The organism is Nostoc sp. (assembly GCF_036917455.1).
GTDB lineage: Bacteria > Cyanobacteriota > Cyanobacteriia > Cyanobacteriales > Nostocaceae > Nostoc.
Map to the genome: position 1 here is coordinate 19,155 of NZ_JBALDK010000213.1, position 25,333 is coordinate 44,487.

At 39.3% G+C, this 25,333-nt stretch carries 16 protein-coding genes and 1 tRNA gene; 13 read left to right on the top strand and 4 right to left on the bottom strand.

Annotation, left to right across the window (positions count from 1 at the left end):
* Positions 1–491: 491 nt before the first annotated feature.
* From V7K42_RS22950 to V7K42_RS22970, 5 genes are all read left to right on the top strand, one after another.
* The gene (locus tag V7K42_RS22950; protein ID WP_334919598.1) at positions 492–1,745 is read left to right on the top strand and encodes a response regulator; all 1,254 of its coding nucleotides are present in this window, start codon (positions 492–494) and stop codon (positions 1,743–1,745) included.
* A 747-nt stretch (positions 1,746–2,492) separates the two neighbouring features.
* On the top strand, positions 2,493–2,858 hold the full coding sequence (locus V7K42_RS22955; RefSeq protein ID WP_094329653.1) for a response regulator transcription factor: 366 nt from the start codon (positions 2,493–2,495) through the stop codon (positions 2,856–2,858).
* 120 nt (positions 2,859–2,978) lie between these two features.
* Positions 2,979–3,452, top strand: coding sequence for a chemotaxis protein CheW (locus V7K42_RS22960; protein WP_334919599.1), 474 nt, complete (start codon positions 2,979–2,981; stop codon positions 3,450–3,452).
* A gap of 125 nt (positions 3,453–3,577) precedes the next feature.
* Positions 3,578–6,886, top strand: coding sequence for a GAF domain-containing protein (locus V7K42_RS22965; protein ID WP_334919600.1), 3,309 nt, complete (start codon positions 3,578–3,580; stop codon positions 6,884–6,886).
* 200 nt (positions 6,887–7,086) lie between these two features.
* Complete coding sequence (locus V7K42_RS22970; RefSeq protein WP_334919601.1) at positions 7,087–10,710, top strand: hybrid sensor histidine kinase/response regulator; 3,624 nt, start codon at positions 7,087–7,089, stop codon at positions 10,708–10,710.
* A 128-nt stretch (positions 10,711–10,838) separates the two neighbouring features.
* On the opposite strand, the gene V7K42_RS22975 is transcribed toward V7K42_RS22970, so the two are convergent.
* The 3 genes from V7K42_RS22975 to V7K42_RS22985 are packed head-to-tail and all read right to left on the bottom strand — an operon-like array spanning position 10,839 to position 13,605.
* On the bottom strand, positions 10,839–11,543 hold the full coding sequence (locus tag V7K42_RS22975; RefSeq protein WP_334919602.1) for a Uma2 family endonuclease: 705 nt from the start codon (positions 11,541–11,543) through the stop codon (positions 10,839–10,841).
* A 54-nt stretch (positions 11,544–11,597) separates the two neighbouring features.
* The gene (locus tag V7K42_RS22980; RefSeq protein ID WP_334919603.1) at positions 11,598–12,491 is read right to left on the bottom strand and encodes an ABC transporter permease; all 894 of its coding nucleotides are present in this window, start codon (positions 12,489–12,491) and stop codon (positions 11,598–11,600) included.
* A 28-nt stretch (positions 12,492–12,519) separates the two neighbouring features.
* Complete coding sequence (locus V7K42_RS22985) at positions 12,520–13,605, bottom strand: ABC transporter substrate-binding protein (RefSeq protein WP_334919604.1); 1,086 nt, start codon at positions 13,603–13,605, stop codon at positions 12,520–12,522.
* Positions 13,606–14,133: 528 nt separating this feature from the next.
* Here V7K42_RS22985 and cruF point away from each other — a divergent pair.
* The gene (gene cruF, locus V7K42_RS22990; RefSeq protein ID WP_334919605.1) at positions 14,134–15,042 is read left to right on the top strand and encodes a gamma-carotene 1'-hydroxylase CruF; all 909 of its coding nucleotides are present in this window, start codon (positions 14,134–14,136) and stop codon (positions 15,040–15,042) included.
* A 107-nt stretch (positions 15,043–15,149) separates the two neighbouring features.
* Positions 15,150–16,349, top strand: coding sequence for a 2'-O-glycosyltransferase CruG (cruG, locus tag V7K42_RS22995; RefSeq protein ID WP_334919606.1), 1,200 nt, complete (start codon positions 15,150–15,152; stop codon positions 16,347–16,349).
* 64 nt (positions 16,350–16,413) lie between these two features.
* On the opposite strand, the gene rnhA is transcribed toward cruG, so the two are convergent.
* Positions 16,414–17,322 carry a ribonuclease HI gene (gene rnhA, locus V7K42_RS23000; RefSeq protein ID WP_334919607.1) on the bottom strand — a complete coding sequence of 303 codons (909 nt, stop codon included), beginning with the start codon at positions 17,320–17,322 and terminating at the stop codon, positions 16,414–16,416.
* A gap of 692 nt (positions 17,323–18,014) precedes the next feature.
* Here rnhA and V7K42_RS23005 point away from each other — a divergent pair.
* The 6 genes from V7K42_RS23005 (at position 18,015) to V7K42_RS23030 (ending at position 25,218) form a co-directional block, all read left to right on the top strand.
* A complete protein-coding gene (locus tag V7K42_RS23005) occupies positions 18,015–19,199 on the top strand; it encodes an esterase-like activity of phytase family protein (protein ID WP_334919608.1) in 1,185 nt (394 codons plus the stop codon).
* Between the two features lie 286 nt (positions 19,200–19,485).
* The gene (locus V7K42_RS23010) at positions 19,486–21,108 is read left to right on the top strand and encodes a serine/threonine protein kinase (protein WP_442938619.1); all 1,623 of its coding nucleotides are present in this window, start codon (positions 19,486–19,488) and stop codon (positions 21,106–21,108) included.
* 102 nt (positions 21,109–21,210) lie between these two features.
* Positions 21,211–22,734, top strand: a complete 1,524-nt coding sequence (locus V7K42_RS23015; RefSeq protein WP_334919610.1) for a serine/threonine protein kinase — start codon at positions 21,211–21,213, stop codon at positions 22,732–22,734.
* 111 nt (positions 22,735–22,845) lie between these two features.
* Positions 22,846–22,919: transfer RNA gene (locus V7K42_RS23020), tRNA-Asp, on the top strand.
* Positions 22,920–23,054: 135 nt separating this feature from the next.
* Complete coding sequence (gene gltX / locus V7K42_RS23025; RefSeq protein ID WP_334919611.1) at positions 23,055–24,500, top strand: glutamate--tRNA ligase; 1,446 nt, start codon at positions 23,055–23,057, stop codon at positions 24,498–24,500.
* A 223-nt stretch (positions 24,501–24,723) separates the two neighbouring features.
* Positions 24,724–25,218, top strand: coding sequence for a hypothetical protein (locus tag V7K42_RS23030; RefSeq protein ID WP_334919612.1), 495 nt, complete (start codon positions 24,724–24,726; stop codon positions 25,216–25,218).
* Positions 25,219–25,333 lie beyond the last annotated feature (115 nt).

The window sequence follows — 25,333 nt, forward strand, 5'->3', positions numbered from 1 at the left end:
AAATAAATACTCTATGGGTGGCTGCTACTTGCCTGAGTAGCACACCTTTTTTTAATAGAATATTTCCTAGAAAGCTCACTAAATTGATGTGCGTTAATAAATGTACACTTAGATAAATATTTTTAACATTCAATAACTAAAGCAAAAATATCTAGAGACTGCTAATCTTTTTGTAAACAAAAATTCAGAACTTATACGGATATAATTCCGTGTGTAATTTATTAAAATAATATATCAATACTGAATGCATTTTAAATGATGTGGACTATAGCAATCTATTTGAGTTCTAAAGCCTATTGATAATGAACTCTAAGCTATAGAACTTATGGACTAGCAAAATGTTTGCTCTTTTTTGATCGCTCTTGATTTTAATAAACTTGATTTAAACTGCTATATATCAAATGTATTTCCACTTTTTGAGGTGTCTGCTGACCACTATATAGCTAGTGTTGGTTTTTCAATAACTGGCTTTTTAATACAAGGAACAAAGTATGACCCACTCGGAACTTATTCTTTCAAATAACCTGGTTAATGAATTTAAAACTTGTACTAAATTACAATATAATGGCAAATTAAATATTAAAAGTTCAAAAGGTAGCCAATGGACTTTTTACTATCGACTAGGACGGATAGTTTGGGCAACAGGTGGAACTCATCCCTTCCGGCGTTGGCGTAGACAGATGGCTCAAAATTGTCCTCAGATTGAGGTTGATAAGTTGCTGCTGCGTTCGCAAGACGTATCAATGGATTACTGGGATTACCGTCTTCTAGAAATCTTTCATAAAAAACAGAAAATTCAGAGAGAACAGATTCAGTGTATTGCCGAAAACACCATAGCAGAACTATTATTTGACCTAGCTCTACAAGGAAATTTTGCTTCTATAAGTTGCAATCGCAACCAAGAAGTTATCTTAGAAACACCAATAAGCTTCACGAGTGCAGAAATGTCTGTAAGGCACATGCAAGACTCGTGGAAAACTTGGTCAGAAGCTGGTTTAGCAAATTTTTCTCCTGACTTAGCACCAGTTCTGCGGCGACCAGAACAACTCCAGCAGATGGTAAGTCCGTCTGTCTACAAAAACTTTGTAAGTTTAATGAATGGCAAATTGACTTTGCGAGATTTAGCCGTGAAAATGAAGCAAAGTGTACTACCGCTCACCCGTTCGTTGCTTCCTTATATCCTTAAAGGAATCATCGAATTGGTGGAAGTACCCGACACGCCCTTAGTGCCTTTAGTCGTGACTGAGGTCAATAATAAGCCCGTCACTACACAACCAAAGAAACCAAATGCTCCATTAGTAGCCTGTGTGGATGATAGCCCTCAAGTCTGTAAAATGCTAGAGGATATTATCACTTCCAATGGATTAAGGTTTATGAAGATTCAAGATGCTGTACAAGCTCTCCCAACCCTTATTCAAGATAAACCAGACCTAATTTTCTTAGATTTGATTATGCCAGTCGCTAGTGGTTACGAAATCTGTACTCAACTGCGGCGAATATCTGCCTTTACCAATACACCAGTGATTATATTAACAGGCAGTGATGGTCTTTTAGATCGAGTTCGTGCGAAGGTAGTAGGTTCTACAGATTTTATTACTAAACCCGTAGTGGCTGACAAGGTAATGAGTATAGTACGTAAGTATTTACCTACATCGAGTGTCCCCATTGAGAAGAGTAAAGCTAAGGTCGATGTTTTTCAGGAGGCAGGAGGCAGGAGGCAGGAGGCAGGAGGAAGCCATGCTTAGAAATGTGAACTTCTCTTGTATGTAATTAGGGAGAATTAATCATTTTTATTGAAATTAATCATCAGATTCGCTGATGAGCTTGAAAATTTAATTTCTCAGCATTAACCTACTGTCACAAACAGCCATAAAAATTTTTTAGAAGGGATATTTACCGCCTCAAAAAACATAAAATTACTAAGGTGATAAATAAGAAATAAGAAATCATCATTCAGAAAAAGTTAGGTAGCTTTAAGAGGTTGAATGAACAAGTGTTTGGCTGTGATTGTAGGCACTTAGAGATCCCCCTTAGCCCCCTTAAAAAGGGGGATTTGAAATGTTTTGCTACCAACGAGAGGACTTGTTCATTCATCCTCTAAGACCGCTACCTAATTTTTTGCACCTAATCAAATATTGAGTAGATGCATAGAATATACTTATTCATCCGCTAGGGCTACAAAATTACTCCTAAATTAGAACGAATAATTCCTTGATTATTTATTGGTAAAATCATTTTATATTCACAAATATATATATTAAACTCTCTTCATTACGTACTTCTTCTGAGGTTAATACATAAAGATTGAATCAAAATTAGACAAATACAATTTTTTGTATTTATAGCAATTCTATTTGAATTGTGAAATAAATATTGGTTATAAAAAAGGCGTTGGCGTTAGGGTCTAGTCTTTTGCATGTCTTTGTTCACGAATCATTTAGGATTTGTATATCTAAGTTGTTTACATTCTTAAAAAATCAAGGGTAATTACCATGAATACTGTTTTAGTTGTTGAAGATGGCTTAACAGATATGGAGATAATCAGCCGTTACTTACAACAGGCAGGTTATTCTGTGATTAGCGCCACAAGCAGTGAAGAGGCTCAAGACAAAATAGATAAAAATAAGCCAGACCTAATATTTCTCGACGTAATTTTGCCAGGGAAAAGTGGCTTTGAGATTTGTCGAGAGCTAAAAAATAACCCCATCACTAGCAAAATACCAGTGGTTTTCTGTTCTACAAAAAATAGCGATGTAGATAAAATTTGGGGTAATATGTTGGGTGCTGAAGGTTATCTATCAAAACCAATTGACAGAGACGAATTAGTAGTAATTGTAAAGCAACTAATTAATAAGTAGTAATTTAGTAGATAAATACTCAAAAAAGTCAGTGTTTCTAATTTAGAATCACCATCAGATTAAAGCATAACTGCAAATAGTGGTTAAAGATAAATCATCAAGTACAAAGGATCGATAACTTTGGAAACCAAGGAAAAGTTTTTAAGTTTTAATTTGGGAGTCAGGGATACAGCCGTAATTTCGTTACACCATATCACAGAAGTTTTGCAAGTATCATTACCAGAAATATGTGGCGTTCCTCAGATGCCTAGCTGCGTCTTGGGTATCTATAACTGGCGGGGTGAGATGCTTTGGTTAGTAGACTTGGAAGCAATGTTAGGTTATCCTCCAATTTCGCAAGGAGCAAATTTACTTTCAAAAATGATGGCGATTGTTTTGGAAAACAATGGTAAGTATTTGGGACTTTTGGTGAGAGAACTTATAGATATTGAAGGGCTAGATACTCAGCAAATGAAACCTCCAAGTGCCGAATTATTTTATCCTAAAATATCACCTTTCTTGCAAGGGTATTTTATTAATGATTCCGAGGATATGATTTTTAATTTGGATGCGATTACGATTATCCAAGCTCCTATGTGGAAAAATCATAATTGAACTTTTGATAGTGAGTGATTAGATATAGGATTTTGGCACTTTTTAATCCTTGATAACCAAATAAGAGTTCATCTGTATTTGTCAAATATCCAAGTGTTACCAATAATAAATTTGAGGTTAATTCAATGACATTTCTATATAACAATAGCCATGAGAGTGAACATCTAATGCCTGAAGTAGAAAATATGAATGGAAACGCTAATATAGCAAATATTGCTAGCCATGAAATATCTTTGTTAAATGCGATCGCTCAAGAATTTAAAACTTGGAGACGACAATTGCAAGACATCGCAACTCACATGCGCCAAGCCCCAGACATTGATACACTACTCAAAATTACTGTAGCGCAGATTAGAGAAAAAATTGGTTGCGATCGCGCCTTAATTTATCAGTTTACTTCCCTTGATTCAGGTAATGTTTTAGCAGAATCTAGAACACTAGGCTGGACACCGACTCTCGGCGAAAATATTCCCGGAATTATTTTTGGCTTATATACCAATCAAGACTATATAGAAGCTGTAGTTATTGATGATATCAATCAGATTCAACTTACCCCTTATCAAAAGCAACTGCTAGATAAATTTCAAATTAAAGCTAGCTTGAGTTTACCGATAGTAGTAGAAGGTAAAGTCTGGGGATTACTGGCAGTAAATAATTGCTACTCAACACGGCAGTGGCAAGAAGTAGAAATTAGTCTCTTATCCCAAATTACAACAGAACTGATTTACAAATTGCAAAGTTTTGAATTCAAAATAGAAGAACAACAGCGAATCCTAGCAAAAAAATCGGTAGCTAAAGTCATCGACAAAATTCTCCGAGCATCAAGTGTCGATAAGATTTTTCAAACAACCACTCAAGAAGTACGTCAATTACTAAAATGCGATCGCGTCGGTGTTTATCGCTTCAACGCTGACTGGAGTGGCGAGTTTGTCGCTGAGTCAGTGGGTAATGGCTGGATAAAAATGGTCAGCCCTGATTTTTATATGGTGTGGGAAGATACCCATTTACAAGACACCAAAGGAGGACGTTATGCCAAGGGTGAAAGCTATGTGGCCAAAGACATTTATAAAATGGGTCATGCTCAATGCCACATTGATATTTTAGAGCAGTATGAAATGAAAGCTTACATCATTGCCCCCATATTTTCTGGAGAGAAATTATGGGGTTTGCTGGGAGCTTATCAAAATTTTGGGACTCGTGATTGGCAACCTTGGGAAGAAAGCTTTGTGACTCAAATTGGGCTGCAATTTGGCGTAGCTATTTCACAAGGTGAATATCTCGACCAAATGCATAAGAAATCTGAACAACTAGCTCAAATAGTTGAACAAGAAAAAGCTTTTACTAAGATAGTAGGACGCATCCGGCAATCTTTAGATGTAGATAGCATCTTCAAAACAACCACTCAAGAAGTCCGTCAATCACTACGATGCGATCGCGTCGCAGTCTATCGCTTTAACCCTGACTGGGGTGGCGAATTTCTGGCTGAGTCTGTGGGTGCTAGTTGGACAAAATTGGTAGGCCCTGATATTAAAACCGTTTTAGACGATACCTACTTGCAAGAAACTAAGGGAGGTCGGTATGTTAGAGGTGAAAACTTTATCGTTAATGACATCTATAAAGTAGGACTTGCTCCTTGCCATATTGAGATTTTAGAGCAGTTTGAAGCCAGAGCTTACATGATTGTTCCTATATTCTTCGGGGATAAATTGTGGGGTTTACTGGCAGCTTATCAAAATTCTAGCTCCCGTGAATGGCAAACCTGGGAAGTGAACTTTTTGGTTCAAACTAGCTTGCAATTTAGCCTAGCTAAATCACAGATAGATTATTTGGAATTAGTACGGTTGAAATCTGACAAACTAGCTCAGATAGCAGAACAAGAGAAAGCTGTCACCAAGATTAGTAACCGCATCCGCCAATCTTTAGATGTAGAAGAAATCTTCAAAACAACCACTCAAGAAGTACGGCAATTACTGCGATGCGATCGCGTCGCCGTGTACCGCTTCAATCCTGATTGGACTGGCGAATTTGTAGCAGAATCAGTCGGTCATACTTGGATAAAACTGGTAGGCCCCGATATCAAAACCGTCTGGGAAGATACCCACTTGCAAGAAACTCAAGGAGGTCGATATGCCCAGGCTGAAAGCTTTGTTGTAAATGACATCTATCAGGTAAGTCATTCTCCTTGCCACATTGAAATTTTAGAGCAGTTTGAAGTCAAAGCTTATGTAATTGTTCCTGTATTTGCTGGGGAGCAATTGTGGGGATTGCTGGCAGCTTATCAAAACTCTGAAACTCGTGATTGGGAAGAATCAGAAGTCACCTTGTTAGCACGCATTGGCAACCAGTTAGGACTGGCATTACAACACACCGAATATTTGCAACAAGTACAGGGGCAGTCAGCAAAATTATCAGAAGCAGCAGCACGAGAAAAGGCAGCCAAGGAGTTACTACAACAACGATCTATTCAACTCCTAACAGCCCTTAGACCTGCACTCAACGGTGACTTAACAGTACGCGCACCCATTACAGAAGACGAACTAGGTACGATCGCCGATGCTTATAATAATACTCTGCAAGCACTGCGGCAAATAGTTCTTCAAGTACAAGGGGCTGCTCAACAAGTTGCCCAAACTTCTACCAATAGCGAGTCTTCACTAGCAGGACTGACTAATCTGGCGCAACAACAATCTGAGGAAATTACCGCAGCATTAGGTGAAATTCAACAGATGGTGGACTCTACTCAAGCTGTGGTGGCGAATGCTGAGTTAGTCCAACTAGCAGTAAAACAGGCTAACCAAACTGTAGAGTCTGGTGATACCGCGATGAATCTGACTGTACAAGCTATCCAAGGAATTCGCGAAACCGTTGCTCAAACCAGCAAAAAGATTAAACGCCTCAGTGAATCTTCGCAAAAAATCTCCAAAGTGGTGAATTTGATTGGTAATTTTGCCACACAGACAAACGTGCTGGCTTTGAATGCAGCCATTGAAGCCACCCGTGCCGGTGAATATGGCAAAGGCTTTGCAGTTGTAGCTGATGAAGTCCGTTCTTTATCTCGCCAGTCAGCAGCAGCAACCATCGAAATAGAAAAATTAGTCCAGGATATTCAAGCAGAAACCGGAGAAGTTGCAGTAGCGATGGAAACTGGTATTCAGCAGGTAGTAGAAGGCACAAATCTAGTTAGTGATACTCGCCAAAACTTAAATGCGATCGTTTCTGCAACTGCCGAAATTAGTCAACTAATTGAGCGAATTACCGCAGCGACTCAAAAGCAAATGACGCAATCTGTAACAGTCACAAAATCAATGCAAGATGTAGCAGGAATTGCTAATAAGACTTTTGCTGAGTCTCAAGAAATTGCCACTGTATTTCAAGATTTATCAGGAATGGCGCAAGATTTATTAACAACTGCTAGCAAGTTTAAAGTCAAATGAAAAATAGTTAGAAGTTAGGAGTTAGGAAATATAAATTATGGAGAAAAAGTATTTGTTTGATAAGCTATGCAGACGAAATCATTCTGATTTTGAGTTGAATAGTCAAGACAACTGAAGAATCAATTGGTCGATCAACTCCTAACTCCCAACTCCCAACCCTTAATTCCCAACTCCCCACCCCTAACTCCAAACTCCTAACTATGATTACCGACGCTGCAATTCGTGAACAAGGATACATCTATTTTCTAGCTGAAGCCCCGGAATTAATACAAATTATTGAGCAAGAACTATTGAGTTTATCAGAAGACTATAGTATTGCCAAAGTTCATAATTTAATGCGGGCTACTCATACGCTTAAAGGTGGTGCTGCTAATGTTGGGCTAGAAGTAATTAAGATGATAGCCCATTTTTTAGAAGATGTATTCAAGGCTCTATATAATCCTAAAGTAGAAGTTGATGCTGAATTACAAACACTTTTACTACAAGCTTATGAGTGTCTTAGCATAGCATTAAATACTGAGTTAATAAGCAGCACTGTTAATGATGAAGAACTACTTCATCGAGCAACTTCAGTGTTTGCACAATTACAAGAAAAGCTGGGGGACGCATTTGGTGATGAGGCTCATATTCCCACTTCTGAGGAATTGGGGTTTGATATTGTGCAGTCCGTTTTTGAAGTTGGAGTAAAACAACGTCTAAATAGTATTGCTGAAGCTGTTAACAATCCCCCAAATAATGACGATTTTATCGAATTATTACAGTCTCAAGCTGAGGTGTTTCTCGGTTTAGCAGAATCTCTAAAGTTACCTGGATTAGGAGAAATTTCTCAAACAATTCTGTCAGCCCTGCAAGCAAATCCCACTCAAGTACAGCAAATTGCAGAAATTGCCCTTGCAGATTTACAGCAATCACAAAAATTGGTATTAGAAGGCGATCGCACATCTGGCGGAGCAACTTCTCCAGCTTTACGAAAACTGACGATAGTCGCAAATAAGGAGTTATCTGGAGAATGGCAAAATAATTTATCTACTGATACATTCGATGAAGAGCAATTTTACCAATTTCTTACTATATCTGATAATAATAAAAACGAAACTGTAAAGCCAATAACTGCCAAATTTTATTTAAAAGTAATTCGCTACATTTTTGGCTGGTTTAATCACGAGATCCAAATACCAGAGAAAGACCTTCATTTGGAATTACTAATTCCTAGCTTAGAAAGAGATGATTTACTTGATTATATTGGAAAATGGCTGAAAAACTTTCTTGATTATATCCAAGATGAAGAGGATAGCCAAAGTCTTTATATTTATCGAAATGGGATCATTTTGATTATCTTGTTTGCAATAACAAAATTCAAGTACTTTATCAAAAAACTTGATAGTTATCTTGCCGTAATAAAAATATTACAGAACCGGATTCATCTATTAGCGAAAGAATATAAAAATTATCCTCCTGTTACTAGTAAAGAGATAAATTGGCTTGATAGTCCCAGGTTACAATCACTATTAGCTATTAAAGAAATACCCCAATCTGTCTCTTATCAAACAACTGATAACCTCCTAGAGGCAATATGGGGAGAAGAAGCTAGCCAAAGTTTTACAGAGCAAGTGGTTACTACTCCAACTGAACATTCTCCAGAAAAGCTTGATTTATTAACTGTCAATGAGCAGGTAGCTATAGATGTTCCTGAAACAGCTATTGAAGTAATACCTGATTTAGCTACACAAGTAAACAAAGAAATAGAAGATAAATCACAGTATGTTCAAACTAAAAATTTTCGTCAGCCTTCATTTATTCGAGTAGATACAGAGAGGCTGCAACATCTAAACTATCTAGCTGGAGAATTGCTAATTTATCAAAAACGGCGTAGTTTGCAAGATGAACAAGTCCAAGAAATCATTGAACAATTAATCCGGCAAATCACTAGACATCAAATAACTTTAAATGAATTACGCGATTTACCATTACAAATACCAAATTTTGCCTCACAACAAACGCAAAATTTTGCGGTAAAATTTGACTCTTTAGAAATGGATATATATACAGAATTTCATATGACATTGCATGAAGCAATAGAAGAGACGCTGCAACTACAAGAAACTACAGAATCTCTTGAATTGCTCGTGACGCAAGCTACTCAAATTAGTAACAAACAAGAGAATTTAACTCTTAATATTATAGAGAGCTTAGTAGAAGCACGAATGTTGCCTTTGGGCAATATCTTAAATCGTTTCCCCCACATGGTAGATAAGTTTGGGAATGTTTATGCCAAACTTGTAGAATTGAAGCTTACTGGTACTGAGGTACTAGTAGATAAAGCGATCGCAGAAAAGCTGTACGATCCCTTATTACATTTAGTCCGTAATGCTTTTGACCACGGGATTGAAGCTCCGCAACTTCGCCGGGAGCTTGGTAAACCAGAACAAGGGTTAATCGAAATCCGCGCTTATCATCAGGGTAGCCAAACTGTTATCGAAGTTCGGGATGATGGTCAGGGATTGAATTTGGAAAGAATTCGCAGAAAAGCTGCTGAATTCTATCCCATACAAACTGAAGAAAAAACCAAAAGTTATGCTTCTAATCTGGCCGAACCTGAACTTTTAGATATGATATTTTCACCTGGATTTTCTACCGCTAATAAAGTGACTGAAATCTCTGGGCGCGGTATGGGGTTGGATATTGTTCGGACTCAGATGAATGCACTTAATGGCTCAATTTCAGTACAATCATTACCCAATCAAGGAACAATATTCATGCTCAAAATTCCTTTTTCTATGACTACAGAAAAATTAATGCTAGTTCAAGCTCAAGGTGTTATTTATGCCCTTCTTTTGGACAGTATCGAAAAAATATTGATTCCCTCCGAGCAGCAGATTAAAGAAATTGAAGGGCAAAAAGTCTTGCATTGGAACACAGACAATGATGAGACTATGGTTAGCCTCCGTCAACTTTCAAAATTGATTAATTATAATGACTCATCCTTGAATAGTCCTGCTCTATACAACACATCAAATACTGACGACCCAAGCATAGCGAAAAATCCGGTGCTTCTGCTCCGACGAAATCAAGGAATGTTTGCTTTGGAAGTTGACCAAATCATTGGTGAACAAGAACTGGTAATCAGACCTTTAGGAAATGCGATCGCACAGCCAAAATATATTTATGGTTGTAGTAGTTTACCCAATGGTAATCTTATCTTAGTGATTGATGCTTCCCTGTTGCTAGAGTCTAACAGGCTCCAACAAACAACACTTGATATCATGGCGCGACCAATTGCTTCTCCCTCAAATAAAAAAGCCTTGGCGATATTGGGAGAAACTTTTGAATCTACGCCATTACTTCCTGCATATACTTCCACAAAAACCATAGAAACCCAACCTAGTTATGCTCAAGAGTCAGAGAATAAATTACCAAAAGTTGTTTTAGTAGTAGATGACGCGATTAGTCTACGCCAAACTATCTCTCTCACTCTACAAAAATCTGGCTATCAAGTAATACAAGCTCAAAATGGTGTAGAAGCTTTAGAAAAGTTGCAGTTACATCCAGAAATTCAAGTCGTTGTCTCAGATTTAGAGATGCCACGAATGAATGGTTTTGAGTTGTTAGGCAATTTTCGTCAATACCCCAAATTAGCAAAAATACCTGTAGTGATTCTCACTTCTCGCAGTGCTGAAAAACATCGCCAGCTTGCCCAAGAATTAGGAGCAAAGGCTTATTTAACCAAGCCTTATTTAGAAAATGAGTTTCTTTCTACAATTAAGGGTCTAATCAATAGTAATGCAGATGATTTAAATCATTTGCTCATAGTGACAAATCATTAAAATTAAGATTAATTTTAGTTTGGTGCTATTGGTAAGTTATCTGTGAGAGTTTAAGTTAAGTGATGCGACAGTGGGGAGAGAGGCATGGTTTACCGATAAAGTGTATCAACCCTTGGGACGCGATCGCTTTAATTACCAGGTAGATTATTTGGATCTGCACCTAGAGAACGTAAATACTGCGCTAACTGTTCAGCCCTTTGTCGCTCCTGTTGTGCTAGTTCTGCATCTGTCAAATAACGGTTTCCTTGCTCATCATACCAACATAAAAATTCCTGTTGTATCCCGGCAATTACACCTTGGTGTCGCCCAATACCTAACCCAACCTCTGGCATCAAATAAGGTTCACCTATTTGTAGTTGGTAATTTCCATCTATCAACTTATACACTTCATAGGGTTGATGTTGGTCGCGTCGCCAAAATTCAGGGTTATAAATTACGTAGTACAATACACCCAGTTTTCTGTATATATCTAGCTTCTCTTCATATTCACCTCCAGGGGTGTGGGATACCATTTCTAATGTGAATATTGGAACTATCCCATTTTCTTCCCAAACCGCATAACTTTTGCGTGATTTGCCACCCTTTTTCCGTTCTACTCCCACACTTAAAAAAGCATCTGGCACTACAGGTACTCTGGGATTTACTCCTGTGGTGTGATATACTCCCATATCTACTCCGAAGTACCAATCTAGGCGATTTGCCCAAATGGAGTTGAGTAAGAATAGTAAAATGTTGGGTAAAAAGTTTTGATCTTCGTTATCCACTGGCGTATCGTCTGAACATGGGAGTTCATCAGTCGTTGGTAACGCATTTTTGAGATCGGGTGAGAGCATAACCGTTGTCTCGCTGGCGTTTGATGCCCTTATTATAAATGAGTGACGAAAAGTTTAATGTTTGGGTGCAGGTTCGCCAAACTTAATTAAAAGTGCGATCGCAATACTAACAAGCAAAATTAACGTCATACTTAAAGCCGAACCAAATCCCCAATTTTGGGTTGCTCCCAGAAACTGGTTATAAATTAACCGTGCCGCCGTCATACTAGAAGCACCACCAAGTAATTCTGGATCGACAAAATCCCCCAAGCCTGTGATGAATACAAGCATCGAAGCAGCCGCAATTCCAGGCAAAATTTGTGGTACAGTTACTTGAAAAAAAGTTTCCACTGGATTTGCACCTAAATCAGCAGCCGCTTCTAACAACCGCTTATCTAGTTTTTCGAGAGAAGCATATAAAATCAAAACCATATAGGGTAACAAGCTATAACTCATACCAATAAATACAGCTTGACTCTGATTAAGTAATTGCAAGGTAGGCAAACCGAAAGTGCTGAGTAAACTGTTGAATAAACCAGTAGGACGAAGAATTGTAATCCAAGCATAGGAGCGAAGTAACGAGGAAGTCCACAAAGGCAAAACAAAGCCTAATAGCAGCAAATTTCGCCAACGTTGCGGCGCTATTTGAGCAATCCAATAGGCGACGGGGAAGCCAAAAATTAAACAAATTATGGTGGTACCAAACGCAAAAAATAGCGATCGCCCAATCACTTGCACATAAAGCGGATCGAATATTCGGACGTAGTTTTGAAATCCATTGGGATTAACCAAATCTCCCGGCCGAATATCTGCAACTAAACTTAACTCGAAAATTATCAACGTTGGCAGCACTAACAAAAGTAATAACCAAATCCCCGATGGTGCAAGTAAGATCAAAGGTTGCAGCCAATTTCCTCGCAGCCGATGCAAATCTTCTATTTGAGAAATATCATTTTTTCCAATATTCATCACTTATAACTCCTAACTCCTAACTATTTTAGCTGCTAGTTAATTGAGTCCAATAGCGATCGTAAACCTCTTCAAAGTCTCCTACAGGAGTAACTCGTTCGCAATTTGCTAAAAGTGACTCTGAGGGAAATAAATTACCATTGTTTTGGATGACTTTTGGCAATTGCTCAAATCCCGCTTTGTTAGGCGTAGAAACACTCAGACGTTTACTGATTTGAGCGGCTATTTCTGGTTGCAAAATCATGTTAATCCAAGCATAGGCTCCATCCAAATTGGGAGATGCTTTGGGAATTACAATAGTATCTGTCCATAATGAAGAACCACTGCGAGGAATCACATATTTGAGTTTAGGGTTTTCTTGAGAGATTTTCACTGCATCTGCTGAATAACACATTGCCAATAGTAAATCTCCTGCCAGAATTTGATTTTGCCAAGCATCGGTGTCAAAACGGGCGATCGCAGGTTTTAACACCTTCAACTTTTCATAAGCTTGTTTGATTTCTGGTTCATTTTTGGAATTGTAAGAATAACCTAGCATCCGTAACGTCGCACCCATCACCTCTCGAACGTCATTAAGCAAGGTCATTCTCTGATTAAGTTCCTTTTGATTCTGCCAAAGGTAATCCCAGTCTTGTGGTGTATCTTTGATTTTTTCGGAATTGTACAGAAAACCTGTTGTCCCCCAGTTAAAAGGGATACTGTAACGGTTATTGGGGTCATAACTAGGATTCTGGAACCGGGGGAATAAATTCTCTAAACCGATTAAGCGATCGTGATTTATTTCTGTTAACAAACCCTTGTTTACCATCTTCTGCACCATGTAATCGGATGGGTAGATGATGCTGTAAGTACCACCACCTCCAGCTTGCAACTTAGCCAGCATGACATCATTGGAATCATATACGTCCGCTAGCACTTTCATACCGGTTTGGGTATTGAAAGTTCTCAGTAATTTTTGGTCAGTATATTGTGTCCAGGTAAAAATATAAAGTTGGTCACGCTGACTAGAAGTATTAGAATTAGCGCGGACTTCAGCCAGCCTCCAGCCACAACCAGCTAAAGATAAGCTAGAAAGTGCTGCCACCCCTTTTAAAAATTGCCGTCTGTTAGTCATTAAGTTAGAAATTATTCATCGACAACTTCTAGATTACGGTATGATTCCTAGCCCCTGGTGTGATTTACTGGCGTGAATGTGTCATTCTTCACACTTGCCAAACGCACCTTCTCCTGCGATCGCCAGCTACGTAAATGTAAGGCTCCTCGAACGGTTGGAATGTGGGGCTTCTATCAGATTTAGCTAAACACTTTATTTTACTTTCAGACTTGGTTAATCTATGATTGTTATCTTTCCTCAAGTGAAGATGCCTGGATGAAAGGGGTTTTTCACCATAGGGGTATCTGTGGGATAACAAACTAGAAGTTTTTGCAGATGAAATCACATAGATTTTGAGTATATAGCTTACACTAGTAGGTTTATGATCATATTTCTTATAGCTTCAATCAATAGGCTGTTATGCTCTTCCCAAGAAAGTCAAACAAGTTTGTAGAAAATTGCGGCACAAAGTATTTAAATATGTTGTTAAACATTTGTAAACTGTTAGCAGCCGAGTAGCCGCGTGTCACATCTTGTTAAGGAATTATCATGAGACAACTTGTTATCGCTGAACGCGTATGCCTGATTGGTCATATCGTGTCAAAAGCCTTTGGACTGGTAGGGATGCTACTGGTCGTACCTAATGCCGAAATAATCTTCAACTTATCGCAGGTTGGAGAAACTGCCGTACAGTTAAGTATGGCTGGCGGTGGTGTAGTTGATATCATCTTAGGGACAATAGCTGTTTCTATTTATGCCTACCGGACGCTAGGATTGGGAACTTGGCTAGCATTCATGCTGCCGGCTATGTTTATCTCTTTGGGAAGTGAACTACTGGGAACCAGCACAGGTTTTCCATTTGGTGATTATAGCTACTTGAGTGGCTTGGGTTATAAGATTGCGGGGCTAGTTCCTTTCACAATTCCTTTGTCTTGGTTCTATGTTGGGCTGTCGTCTTATTTAATTGCGAGAACTGGTTTGCAAGTGGCTCAAAAACCCAGTTGGGGTCGCCATATTGCAGCTATAGCCGTTGGTGCTTTACTCTTCACTTGCTGGGATTTTGCCCTTGAGCCAGCTATGAGTCAAACTTCTCTGCCTTTTTGGTATTGGGAACAACCAGGAGCTTTCTTTGGAACACCTTACCAGAATTATGCAGGTTGGTTTGGCACTAGCGCCCTGTTTATGAGTGTGGCAGGCTTGTTGTGGAGAAATACATCGATTAAATTAGAGCGATCGCAACTTAATCTACCCTTAGTCGTTTATTTAACTAACTTTGCCTTCGCCGCCGGACTAAGTTTGGCAGCTGGGTTCTCCATTCCTGTATTACTCGGCTTATTTCTTGGTGTGGTTCCCGCCGTGGCGCTGTGGTTAAGGAGTTCAACCACACCCACTGAAGTTGCTGTTGAACCAATAAGCAAAGAAGTATCAGTAGCAAAGGTTGAAGTTGCCTTGAAATAGTCTAGAGATTGGGGACTGGGGACTAGGGAGGGGAATAACCAATGCCCCATACCCCATGCCCAATGCCCATTTATTTTGTATAGTCGCACTTTTAATTGATAAGTATTTTGACAACAGTAGACAACGCTTTGATAGTAGAAAGTGCCATATCACTTTTATTGCTACTTATCCAAGTACCAGCAACGGCAATTCTGTTTTCGCGTCTGCTAAAGGGGCCAAGACGGCTGCCCCCACTAGAACCGCAACAGCCGACACCAAAGCTTTTAGGTAGGGTTAGCGTTGTTGTTCCCACATTGAACGAGGCACTTCGTATTAACCCTCTGTTGGCTGGTTTAAGTCAGCAAAGTTATGAAGTTCGAGAAATTATTGTTGTAGACAGTAACTCCAGTGATGGGACACCCGACTTAGTAAAAGCGATACAGCAAAAAGACCCGCGCTTTCGCGTGATGACAGACGATCCCTTACCCTCTGGTTGGGTGGGACGGCCTTGGGCGTTGCATAACGGTTTTCTATATAGTTCTGAAGGTAGTCAGTGGTTTCTGGGACTAGATGCTGATATTCAACCACATCCTGGTTTGGTTGCTGGTTTAGTAAAAACGGCCGAAGCACAAGATTATGACTTAGTTTCCCTTTCACCTCAGTTTATCCTTAAATATCCAGGGGAGTGCTGGCTACAACCAGCTTTGTTGATGACTCTGCTTTACCGATTTGACCCTGCTGGGATCAATGCAGAGCAGCCCGAACGGGTGATGGCAAATGGACAGTGTTTTTTGTGTCGTCGCTCCGTTTTAGCTGCTGTGGGTGGCTATAGCAGTGCAAGTAGTTCTTTTTGTGATGATGTCACATTGGCACGAAATATTGCTGCTCAAGGGTATAAAGTGGGCTTTTTAGATGGTGCAAAGGTGCTGAAGGTACGGATGTATGAAGGGGCGATGGAGACGTGGAAAGAGTGGGGGCGGAGTCTCGACCTTAAAGATGCAACTTCTCGTTCTCAGTTGTGGGGAGATTTATGGCTACTCACATCTGTTCAAGGTCTACCCCTTTTAATTGTCCCCACTTTTTTATTGATTTCTCCCCCACTCGCGCATTTCAACACTCCCCCACTCCTTCTGCTGGGACTGAATTTATTCTTGATGGTGATTCGCTTTGCGATGCTTTTTGCGATCGCCCCCTCTTACGATCGCAAAAGTGCTAAAGGCGGTTGGTTATTCTGGCTTTCCCCTTTAGCCGATCCCTTAGCTGTGCTGCGAATTTTCTTATCTGCGTTCCGCAAGCCACGCGAGTGGCGAGGACGCAAATATATATAGTTGGGAATTAGGAGTTGGGAATTGCTCAATAAGCAATAGTTATTCTTCCCCTACCCCCTTGCCCCTACTCCTCTTCACCTCCGACTCGATCCCCGCGTTCCAGTTCCCAAAGAATTTGATTTCCTTCACGGCGTACCCGTGACACTATCCAGTTTCGCCAGCGCCATTGATCTCCCCGACTGGTAACAGCGCTGGCATGGACATCCATCAAGTCTGCTAACTCAGAACTGGTGATTAAGTAGCCTTTTTCTGAAATTTCGTCAGCAATACGCAGAGTTTCGACCAAGCTGCGGAGTTGCGAAACCCTAATTTCTGGCGGTTTTTCATCGGTTGTGGCCGCAGTTGGCCCAGTTGATGGTTCCATAATGGTTATTTCTGGTGCAGAAGTACTGATTTCTTGCGGACTTTGGTTAATTATTCGAGAGTTTTTTTCATAATCAGCTACTTTTGCTACATTTAGTTCATTTCTGGAAGGTAAAGATTGATAAAAATTTGCAGGAGTTAGTTGTTGTAGGGAAGGGATTTTGCCACTAGCATAGCTGCGAGCGATCGCATCACAACGTTCGTTACCTATGTTACCAGAATGTCCTCGGACGTGTTGCCATTTTACCTGTTGGGTATTGAGTTCATCAAGACTTTCCAAAAGCTCTTGGTTTTGGACGGGTTTACCATCTGACTTTTTCCAGCCCTTCTTTTTCCAGCCTTTCACCCACTTAGTAACGCAGTTTATCAGGTATTCACTATCGGTATGGAGCGTAATTTGTTCAGCTTGTTGAGATGTTTGCAGGAATTGGAGGGCTGCGATCGCAGCTTGCATTTCCATTTTATTATTGGTGGTATGAGGGGATGCATCGCCCATTTCGTGGATTGAGCCATCGCTGAAGTAGACGACAACTCCCCAACCGCCAGGGCCAGGGTTCCCGGTACAAGCGCCATCGGTATATATGCTTTGGATTATAGGTTGAGTGGACATGGTTTAGGATATCGAACCGCAAAGGACGCTAAGGCAAGAGTGATTAGCTGCCAATTTTTAAAGAATATCCAGGCTATTATATCGGTTAGCACTCCAGCAACAACGCTCCATTAGAAGGCTGTTGTGACGAAAAATGGTGTTTTGCTATTGAGTGGGTATTGAGCAACCAACACTGAAGATCAGATTTGGCTGGTTACTAACCCCATATCTACGTTACTGATGAATGTTTTCTATGTTGCGATCGCTTTTCGCTTGGTAAGTGTGAATACTACCTTAAAGGATGTTTGAAAAGTCCTATTGTAGGTATTAAAACGTTCTAGATCCCCCTAAATCCACGCCACTGCGGTCTTGGGGTCTCCCCAAGACCGCAGTGGCTCCCCTTAAAAAGGGGGACTTTGATTCTTCCCCCTTTTTAAGGGGGTTAGGGGGGATCGCTAAGTGTCTAAAATCACGGCGAAATACTTTTAAAACATCCTCTTAAATTGTACTAATTAAATTTTGCTTTGCAGTCGGGTTAACTAGGGGCTAAGGTTGATGTAATCTGTTTATATTTGCAACAGATATTTATCAGCACTAAATTTTCTGGATCGCTTGATAAATTGGAGGTAGCTGTTGCTATTTTTTGTTCTAGCACTCCTCTTTTGCTACGACACTAAATTCAAGATTATATTCAAATTCTAACAAAAATATCTATGAAACTAATTAAAAAAGTATTTCCTATTCCCCGAATTATTTTCTCCTCAATTCTAATTTTAGGTATCATTTTTTTATTTAATAAATTATCGTTAAATGCTGTTGAAATTAGTAGCATAGACTTTATCGGTGAAGCTACTATGCCCAAAGGTTTAATTTTAAAAAAAACTGAAGTAGGAGGTTTGTCTGGAATTAGCTATGATGCAAAAAAAAACCTTTATTATGCTATCTCTGACGATCGGGGACAAAAAGCTGCTGCCCGTTTCTACACCCTAAAAATAGACTTAAGTAAGGGTTATCTGCGAAAAGGCGGAGTTATTGCTGTCAATATTACCACATTATTAAATGAAAAGGGTCAAACATTTCGCCCTGGTGAAACTGATACAGAAGGTATTGCCTTAACTAATAAATCAACTGTGTTTATTTCTTCTGAGGGTGATGTGGCAAAACTAATTAATCCTTTTATTAAAGAGTTTTCACTATCTTCTGGCAAAGAAATTACGACATTTACCATCCCAAACAAATTTTTGCCAGATAAAAGTGGTAAACAAGGTATCCGCAACAATTTGGCTTTTGAAAGCCTTACTATCACACCCGATAAAAACCATCTATTTACAGCCACTGAAAATGCTTTAATTCAAGATGGTATCGCCGCTAAACCTCACATCGGTAGTCCTTGCCACATCTTGCAATATAACTTGCTTAATAACCAGCCGGAAAAAGAATTCCTTTACCAAACAGAAGCCGTTGCACCCTTTTTAGATCTGACTGGCAAATTTGCTAGTGGATTACCTGATTTACTTGCTCTCGATAATCAAGGACACTTCCTAAGTTTAGAACGGTCTTTTACTGGTTTAGGATTTGCTATTTCCTTGTTTCAAGTTTCTTTAGAAGGATCTGATGATATTCACAATATTGATAGCCTTTTAGCAGTTGACTCGAAAAATATTAAACCAGTTCATAAAAAACTACTGTTAGATTTGAGAAGTCTAGATGTACTGCTAGACAACATTGAAGGCTTAACTCTTGGCCCCAAACTACCCGATGGTCAACAATCATTAATTCTTGTCAGTGATAACAATTTTAACTCACTACAACGGACTCAAATACTAGCCTTTAAAATGAAAATTGAAACACCACTGAGTAGATTATTTCGGCGATTACTACTGAATCTCAACCGCTAACTGTACAGAGATATCGCACTTTTAATGCTATTTACTTATTCCTGTGTATTCACGGAATCTATTAGGCAACTTTATCTAGCCTATTCGTAGTTTCCGTGTAATTTCTCAGCCGTATTCCTTAATAAATATGTTACATAATGTTTAGAAAATTTTGCAACCAGATTAACCTTGATGGCGGTGGATGATTAATTTCCTACAAATTATGATATTTTTTTAAATTTAAAATTAGTGCTTAACTATACTTATTAAAGTAATTTGCCAACAATATTTTTCATAAATGATTTTTATGCCACAAAAAAAAACTGAGAATATGGTAGGGCAAAAAGCAGAATTAGACGATTATATTGGGCAATTTTTAAATAATCGCTATTTAATCAGAGATTTGATCGGTAAAGGGGGGATGGGGAGAGTTTATTTAGCAGAAGATAGTGCTAAAGGTTCTATGCCGATCGCAATCAAAATTTTATCACTCAGTTTGGCAAATCAGCAAATGTCCCAACGCTTTGCCAGAGAAATTTTTATTGGCGCTCAATTGGGGCGTAAAAGTAAACATATTGTTCGCATTTTAAGTTATGGCGTTACTGAAGATAAAACCCCTTTTTTTGTAATGGAATACCTTCAAGGGAAAAATCTCAAACAAATTCTTAAAATTCAACCCTTAACAATACCCAAGTTTTTGGAGATTTGTAATCAAATTTGTTTAGGCTTACAATGCGCCCACCAAGGTATCAGCCTCAAAGGAGAGATTTATCCCATTGTTCACAGAGATATAAAACCCGAAAATATATTCCTTACTGAAGATAGTAAACAAGGAGAAATTGTTAAAATACTAGATTTTGGCATTGCCAAATTTTTAACAGAACGAAGTGGGATGACTCTGACAGATTCTTTTATTGGCAGTTTACCTTACTGTTCTCCAGAACACATGGAAGGGCGTAAATTGCTAGATGTCCGCTCTGATATTTATAGTTTGGGAGTACTAATGTTTGAGATGCTGTCAGGAAAACATCCATTTCAGACAAAAAGTAACTCTTTTGGTACTTGGTATCAGGCGCATCGCTTTCAAATGCCACCTACAGTTGAAGAAGTGAATCCGCAAGTCAAAATACCGCAAGTATTAGAAAAATTATTGATGAGTTGTTTAGCGAAAGAAGTAAGCGATCGCCCGCAAAATATTAACCAAATATTAGAAGAATTAGAAAAGGTTAATAATCAGATTAATGATGTTATTCCTAACAAGAGTAGTGAGATTATTAAACTCCCACTTCCGGTTCAATTAGTCCCTGCAACTTTATTGTCAGAACAAGAGTGTTTACAGAAAAACTGGCCTAAAAATAAGCCAATTGGTGCAATTGGTTTTCCCCATTTACTACAAACTCCTCAAAGACCTATACCAACTTTTTGGGCAATGTTGCCCAAACAAGAAATTACAAAATTTTTGGATAAAGTACATGGCACTGAATTTATTAGTCAAATTAACATATACCCGATGTTATTGTGGATAACAGTCTTATACGATGCCCAGCCTTCTATGACTAAGTGGCTACCTTATTTTCTAGATTTGAAAGATAATAAAGGGCAGAACATAGCACGAAGTTTAGCAGAGGTAGGGTATTATCATCTACTATTTTTTCCCCTAGAAGATCCAAATCGTTGCTCTCATGTAACGACTTTAAGCCTCACAGCTAATCAGCGCCAGCAACTTCTAGATTGGCTAGATATGAGTCAACAGTCAAATGAGTTAATTTTGTCTAATCAAGCCAAAAGTCTTCTAAAAACAGAGTACGAAAAGTTGAAATCAGACATTTTACAAAAGTTAACTACAGATCAAAAAGCTGAGAAAGAAGGTTTAAAAAATTGGATGGCTAAATTTTTGGATATTTTTTTTAAGCTTCTATCACATTCTTGAAAGTTTGCGGCTCAAAATCAAAAAACTTACCACTATTACCTAAGCATATTTTTATGTGTATATTGCTATCTTTAAATAGACTCAGTAGCAGAGGTGAATAAAGTGAATCAAAGCCCATTTATATCTCCAAATAGTACGGGCTTGCTTGCTAATCGTTATCAACTCAAGGAATTAATTGGTAGCGGTGGTATGGGTGAAGTTTTCTTAGCAAATGATATTTTGTTAGGAGGTATACCAGTTGCTATCAAGTTTTTGACTCAGACTGTTGTCGATAGCAAGATGCAACAAGATTTTGCTCGTGAAGCTTTGATGAGTGCGGCTTTGAGTCAAAAGAGCTTACATATAGTGCGGGCGTATGATTATGGTGTAAATGAAAAAGGAAAACCATATTATGTCATGGAATATCTAAGTGGTAAGAGTTTAAAAGATTTAATTCCGCTACCATTGTCGATATTTTTGACTCTCTCTCGCCAAATTTGTTTAGGCTTACAGTGCGCCCATCAAGGTATTAATATTGATGGAAAAGTTTGTCCGTTAGTTCATCGAGATATCAAGCCTGCCAATATATTAGTTATTCCCGATCCAATATTGGGTCAGTTAGTTAAAATCCTCGATTTTGGAATTGCTAGATTTTTAAATTATGCATCAACAGCCAGTACAAGTAGAGGATTTAATGGCACTTTGCCTTACTGTTCTCCAGAACAGCTAGATGGGGAAAAATTAGATAGTCGTTCTGATATTTATAGTTTAGGTGTAATGATGTTTGAAATGCTTACAGGGAAAAAACCCTGGGAGCCAGAAACGGATTACTTTGGTGCTTGGTATAAAGCACATCACTTTGAAGCACCAAAAACGATCGCAGATGTTAAACCTACTCTGAAAATACCTCAGAAGCTAAATAATTTAATCATGTCTTGTCTTGCAAAAAAGGCAAACGATCGCCCACAAAATATCGCTCAAATTTTGCAAGTATTAAATAGTTTAGAACAGTCAGATTGTCCGGGCTTACCTACAGATTTAGCTTCTAATTCTATCCTTAGCCGTCCCTTAGATTCGGGATTAGCAATCACACTAGAAGAAAGCTTTCGGCAACTTTTATGGCCTCAAAATAAACCAATTCAAGAAATTGTTTTTCCCCAGCTTCTAGATACCCCACAAGGATTTATAACAGCACTATGGTTAATGTTACCTAAACAAGAAATCAAAAACTATACGGTTTCTAACCGTTATAACCAGTTTATTTTCATGACATCCCCTCACCCAATGCTGTTGTGGGTGACTGTACTCTACAATCGGCAACTGACTCCTAAGTGGCTACCCTGCTACTTAGATATGCAAAATCCTCAAAATCTTAGGCTGGTAAGTTTACTGGCTGAAAATGAACACTATCCTTTGATTTTCTTTACTCTGGAAGTACCACATTCCTGCACCAGCGTTCTCAGCAGTCCGATTGAACTAACTCAGCGACAAATGTTGAAAACCTGGGTGCAACAGGCTCATCGTCTACCACCAACTTCTCAGCCCCAATTGAGCAAACAGCTATTAAAGCAGCAGTATAAACAAATGCAATCCCGGATATTGCAACATCTGGAATCCAAGCCCCAGGTTGTTTTATCAAGGTTTTAACGGTAAATTCGCACCTTAGAGAAACGGGGCAAAAATGATTCTTAATTTCCCACTCCAAAACACTTGACAAGTTAGAAAAAAATAGTGATAATAGCAAAGTTGGACAAACAAGGGACTGTAGTTCAATTGGTTAGAGCACCGCCCTGTCACGGCGGAAGTTGCGGGTTCGAGCCCCGTCAGTCCCGTTCTAAATTTATAAATAGTTAATCGCCGAAATGAACTTCGGTGATTTTTTATTCCGAATTCAAAGGGATTGACTCAGAATTCAGGGTTTGAATATAAGCTACATTTATCATGCTTTGCAAAAGAGAGAATTAACTGTGACTGTTAGAGTCCGTATTGCGCCGAGTCCAACCGGAAATTTACATATTGGTACAGCTAGAACGGCTGTATTTAACTGGCTATTTGCCCGTCACCAGGGCGGGAAGTTTATTCTGCGAATAGAAGATACAGACCTGGAGCGATCGCGTCCCGAATACACCGACAATATTCTTGAAGGATTGCGCTGGCTAGGTTTGAACTGGGATGAAGGGCCATTTTTCCAATCCCAACGCCTGGATCTTTATAAAGAAGCAGTACAAAAACTGTTAGATAGAGGATTAGCCTATCGCTGCTACACCACCAGCGAGGAACTTGAGGCCCTTAGAGAAGGCCAAAAAGCTAGAGGCGAAGCTCCCCGCTATGACAACCGTCACCGCAACCTCACGCCAGAACAACGCGCCGCTTTTGAAGCCGAAGGTCGTTCTTCTGTAATTCGTTTCAAAATTGAAGATGGGCGGGAAATTGTCTGGAACGACCTAGTAAGGGGAAAAATGTCTTGGCGAGGTAGCGATTTAGGTGGTGATATGGTCATCGCCCGCGCTTCAGAAGAAGGAAGCGGTCAACCTTTATACAACTTTGTAGTTGTAGTGGATGACATCGATATGCAAATCACCCATGTTATTCGCGGAGAAGACCACATCGCCAACACCGCCAAGCAAATTCTGCTGTATGAAGCAATGGGTGCAAAAATTCCAGAGTTTTCCCATACACCCCTGATTTTGAACATGGAAGGGCGCAAACTTTCTAAGCGGGATGGAGTTACTTCTATTTCCGAATTTCAGAAAATGGGCTTTACTGCTGAAGGCTTGGTGAATTACATGACATTGTTGGGTTGGTCGCCACCAGACTCGACGCAAGAAATATTTACCTTAGAAACAGCAGCCAAAGAATTTAGTTTTGAGCGGGTAAATAAAGCGGGTGCAAAATTTGACTGGGACAAGCTGGATTGGTTAAACAGTCAGTATATCCACCATACGCCTGTAGATAAACTGACAGATTTACTTATACCCTATTGGGAAGCATCTGGGTATAAATTTGATGGTGGAAGAGAACGCCCCTGGTTAGAGCAGCTAGTAACTTTAATTAGCCAAAGTTTGACTCGTTTAGTAGATACAGTACCTCAAAGCCAACTGTTTTTTAGCGATACAGTTGAATTTAGCGAAGAAGGCAGTACACAACTTAAACAAGAAGGTTCTACTGCTGTCCTTAAGGCAATTGTTACAGCTTTAGAAAATCAGCCGCAACTGTCGGAAGCAGCCGCCCAGGACATTATCAAACAAGTGGTGAAAGAGCAAAAAGTCAAAAAAGGCTTGGTAATGCGATCGCTCCGAGCAGCTTTAACTGGAGATGTTCATGGCCCCGACCTTATTCAATCTTGGTTACTACTAAATCAGATTGGTTTAGATAAGTCACGCTTGAGTAGAGCAATAACAGAAGCTAATTAGCGATCGCTTCCAAATTTTAGAAATATTTTAGATTTTAGGGGCGCACAAAGGTGTGCCCCTACCCATAAGGTAGAGCAACTATAAGAACAAGAAATCATTGACTAATTACTAATGAATTATCCCTAAATTTAAATCTAAAATAGGTAGTCAATTCTCCTCATCTTGGGAACTTGGTGTGTAAAATTAATGTCTTCAGAAACACTTAGAAGCAAACGTAATTACAATGCCAACAAAAGCGCTCAATAGAGGGATGAGATTATCGTTGATGATAGTTACGCTCTTCATCACATCGACAGTTAACGCTGTGACGGATGCTCAGGAAGTGCCAACGATATTTGGAGATGTCACCATTGGCCCTCAGTTTTCGCCAGACCCCCTGACAGTTCGCGGGATGAGTGGTGGTTCAATACCTGGAAGTAAAGTAGGTGGGAGAGGCGAAACAGCCACTGGCCCTTGTACCGGATTTGTTGATGAAACACCAGACCACACATTAGCACTAACAAGTAAATTTGACTACCTGAAGCTGCAAGTCCAAAGTCCTGAAGACACCACGATCGTTATTAAGGGGCCGGGTGGTACTTGGTGCAATGACGATTTTGATGGCAAAAATGCCGGCATGATTGGTGAATGGCTGCCTGGAAGTTACCAAATTTGGGTTGGTTCCTACGAAAAAGGTAAGTACCTTCCTTACACTCTAAAAATTACAGAAATTAAGTAGGGAATGGAGAATAGGGCAATAATCGCGTCTTTACAGAAGCGATTAGTCGCGTCTCTACCCCTAAATATGATGATTGTGAGGGGTTGAAAGGACATGAGGAGCCTTGTGGATAAAT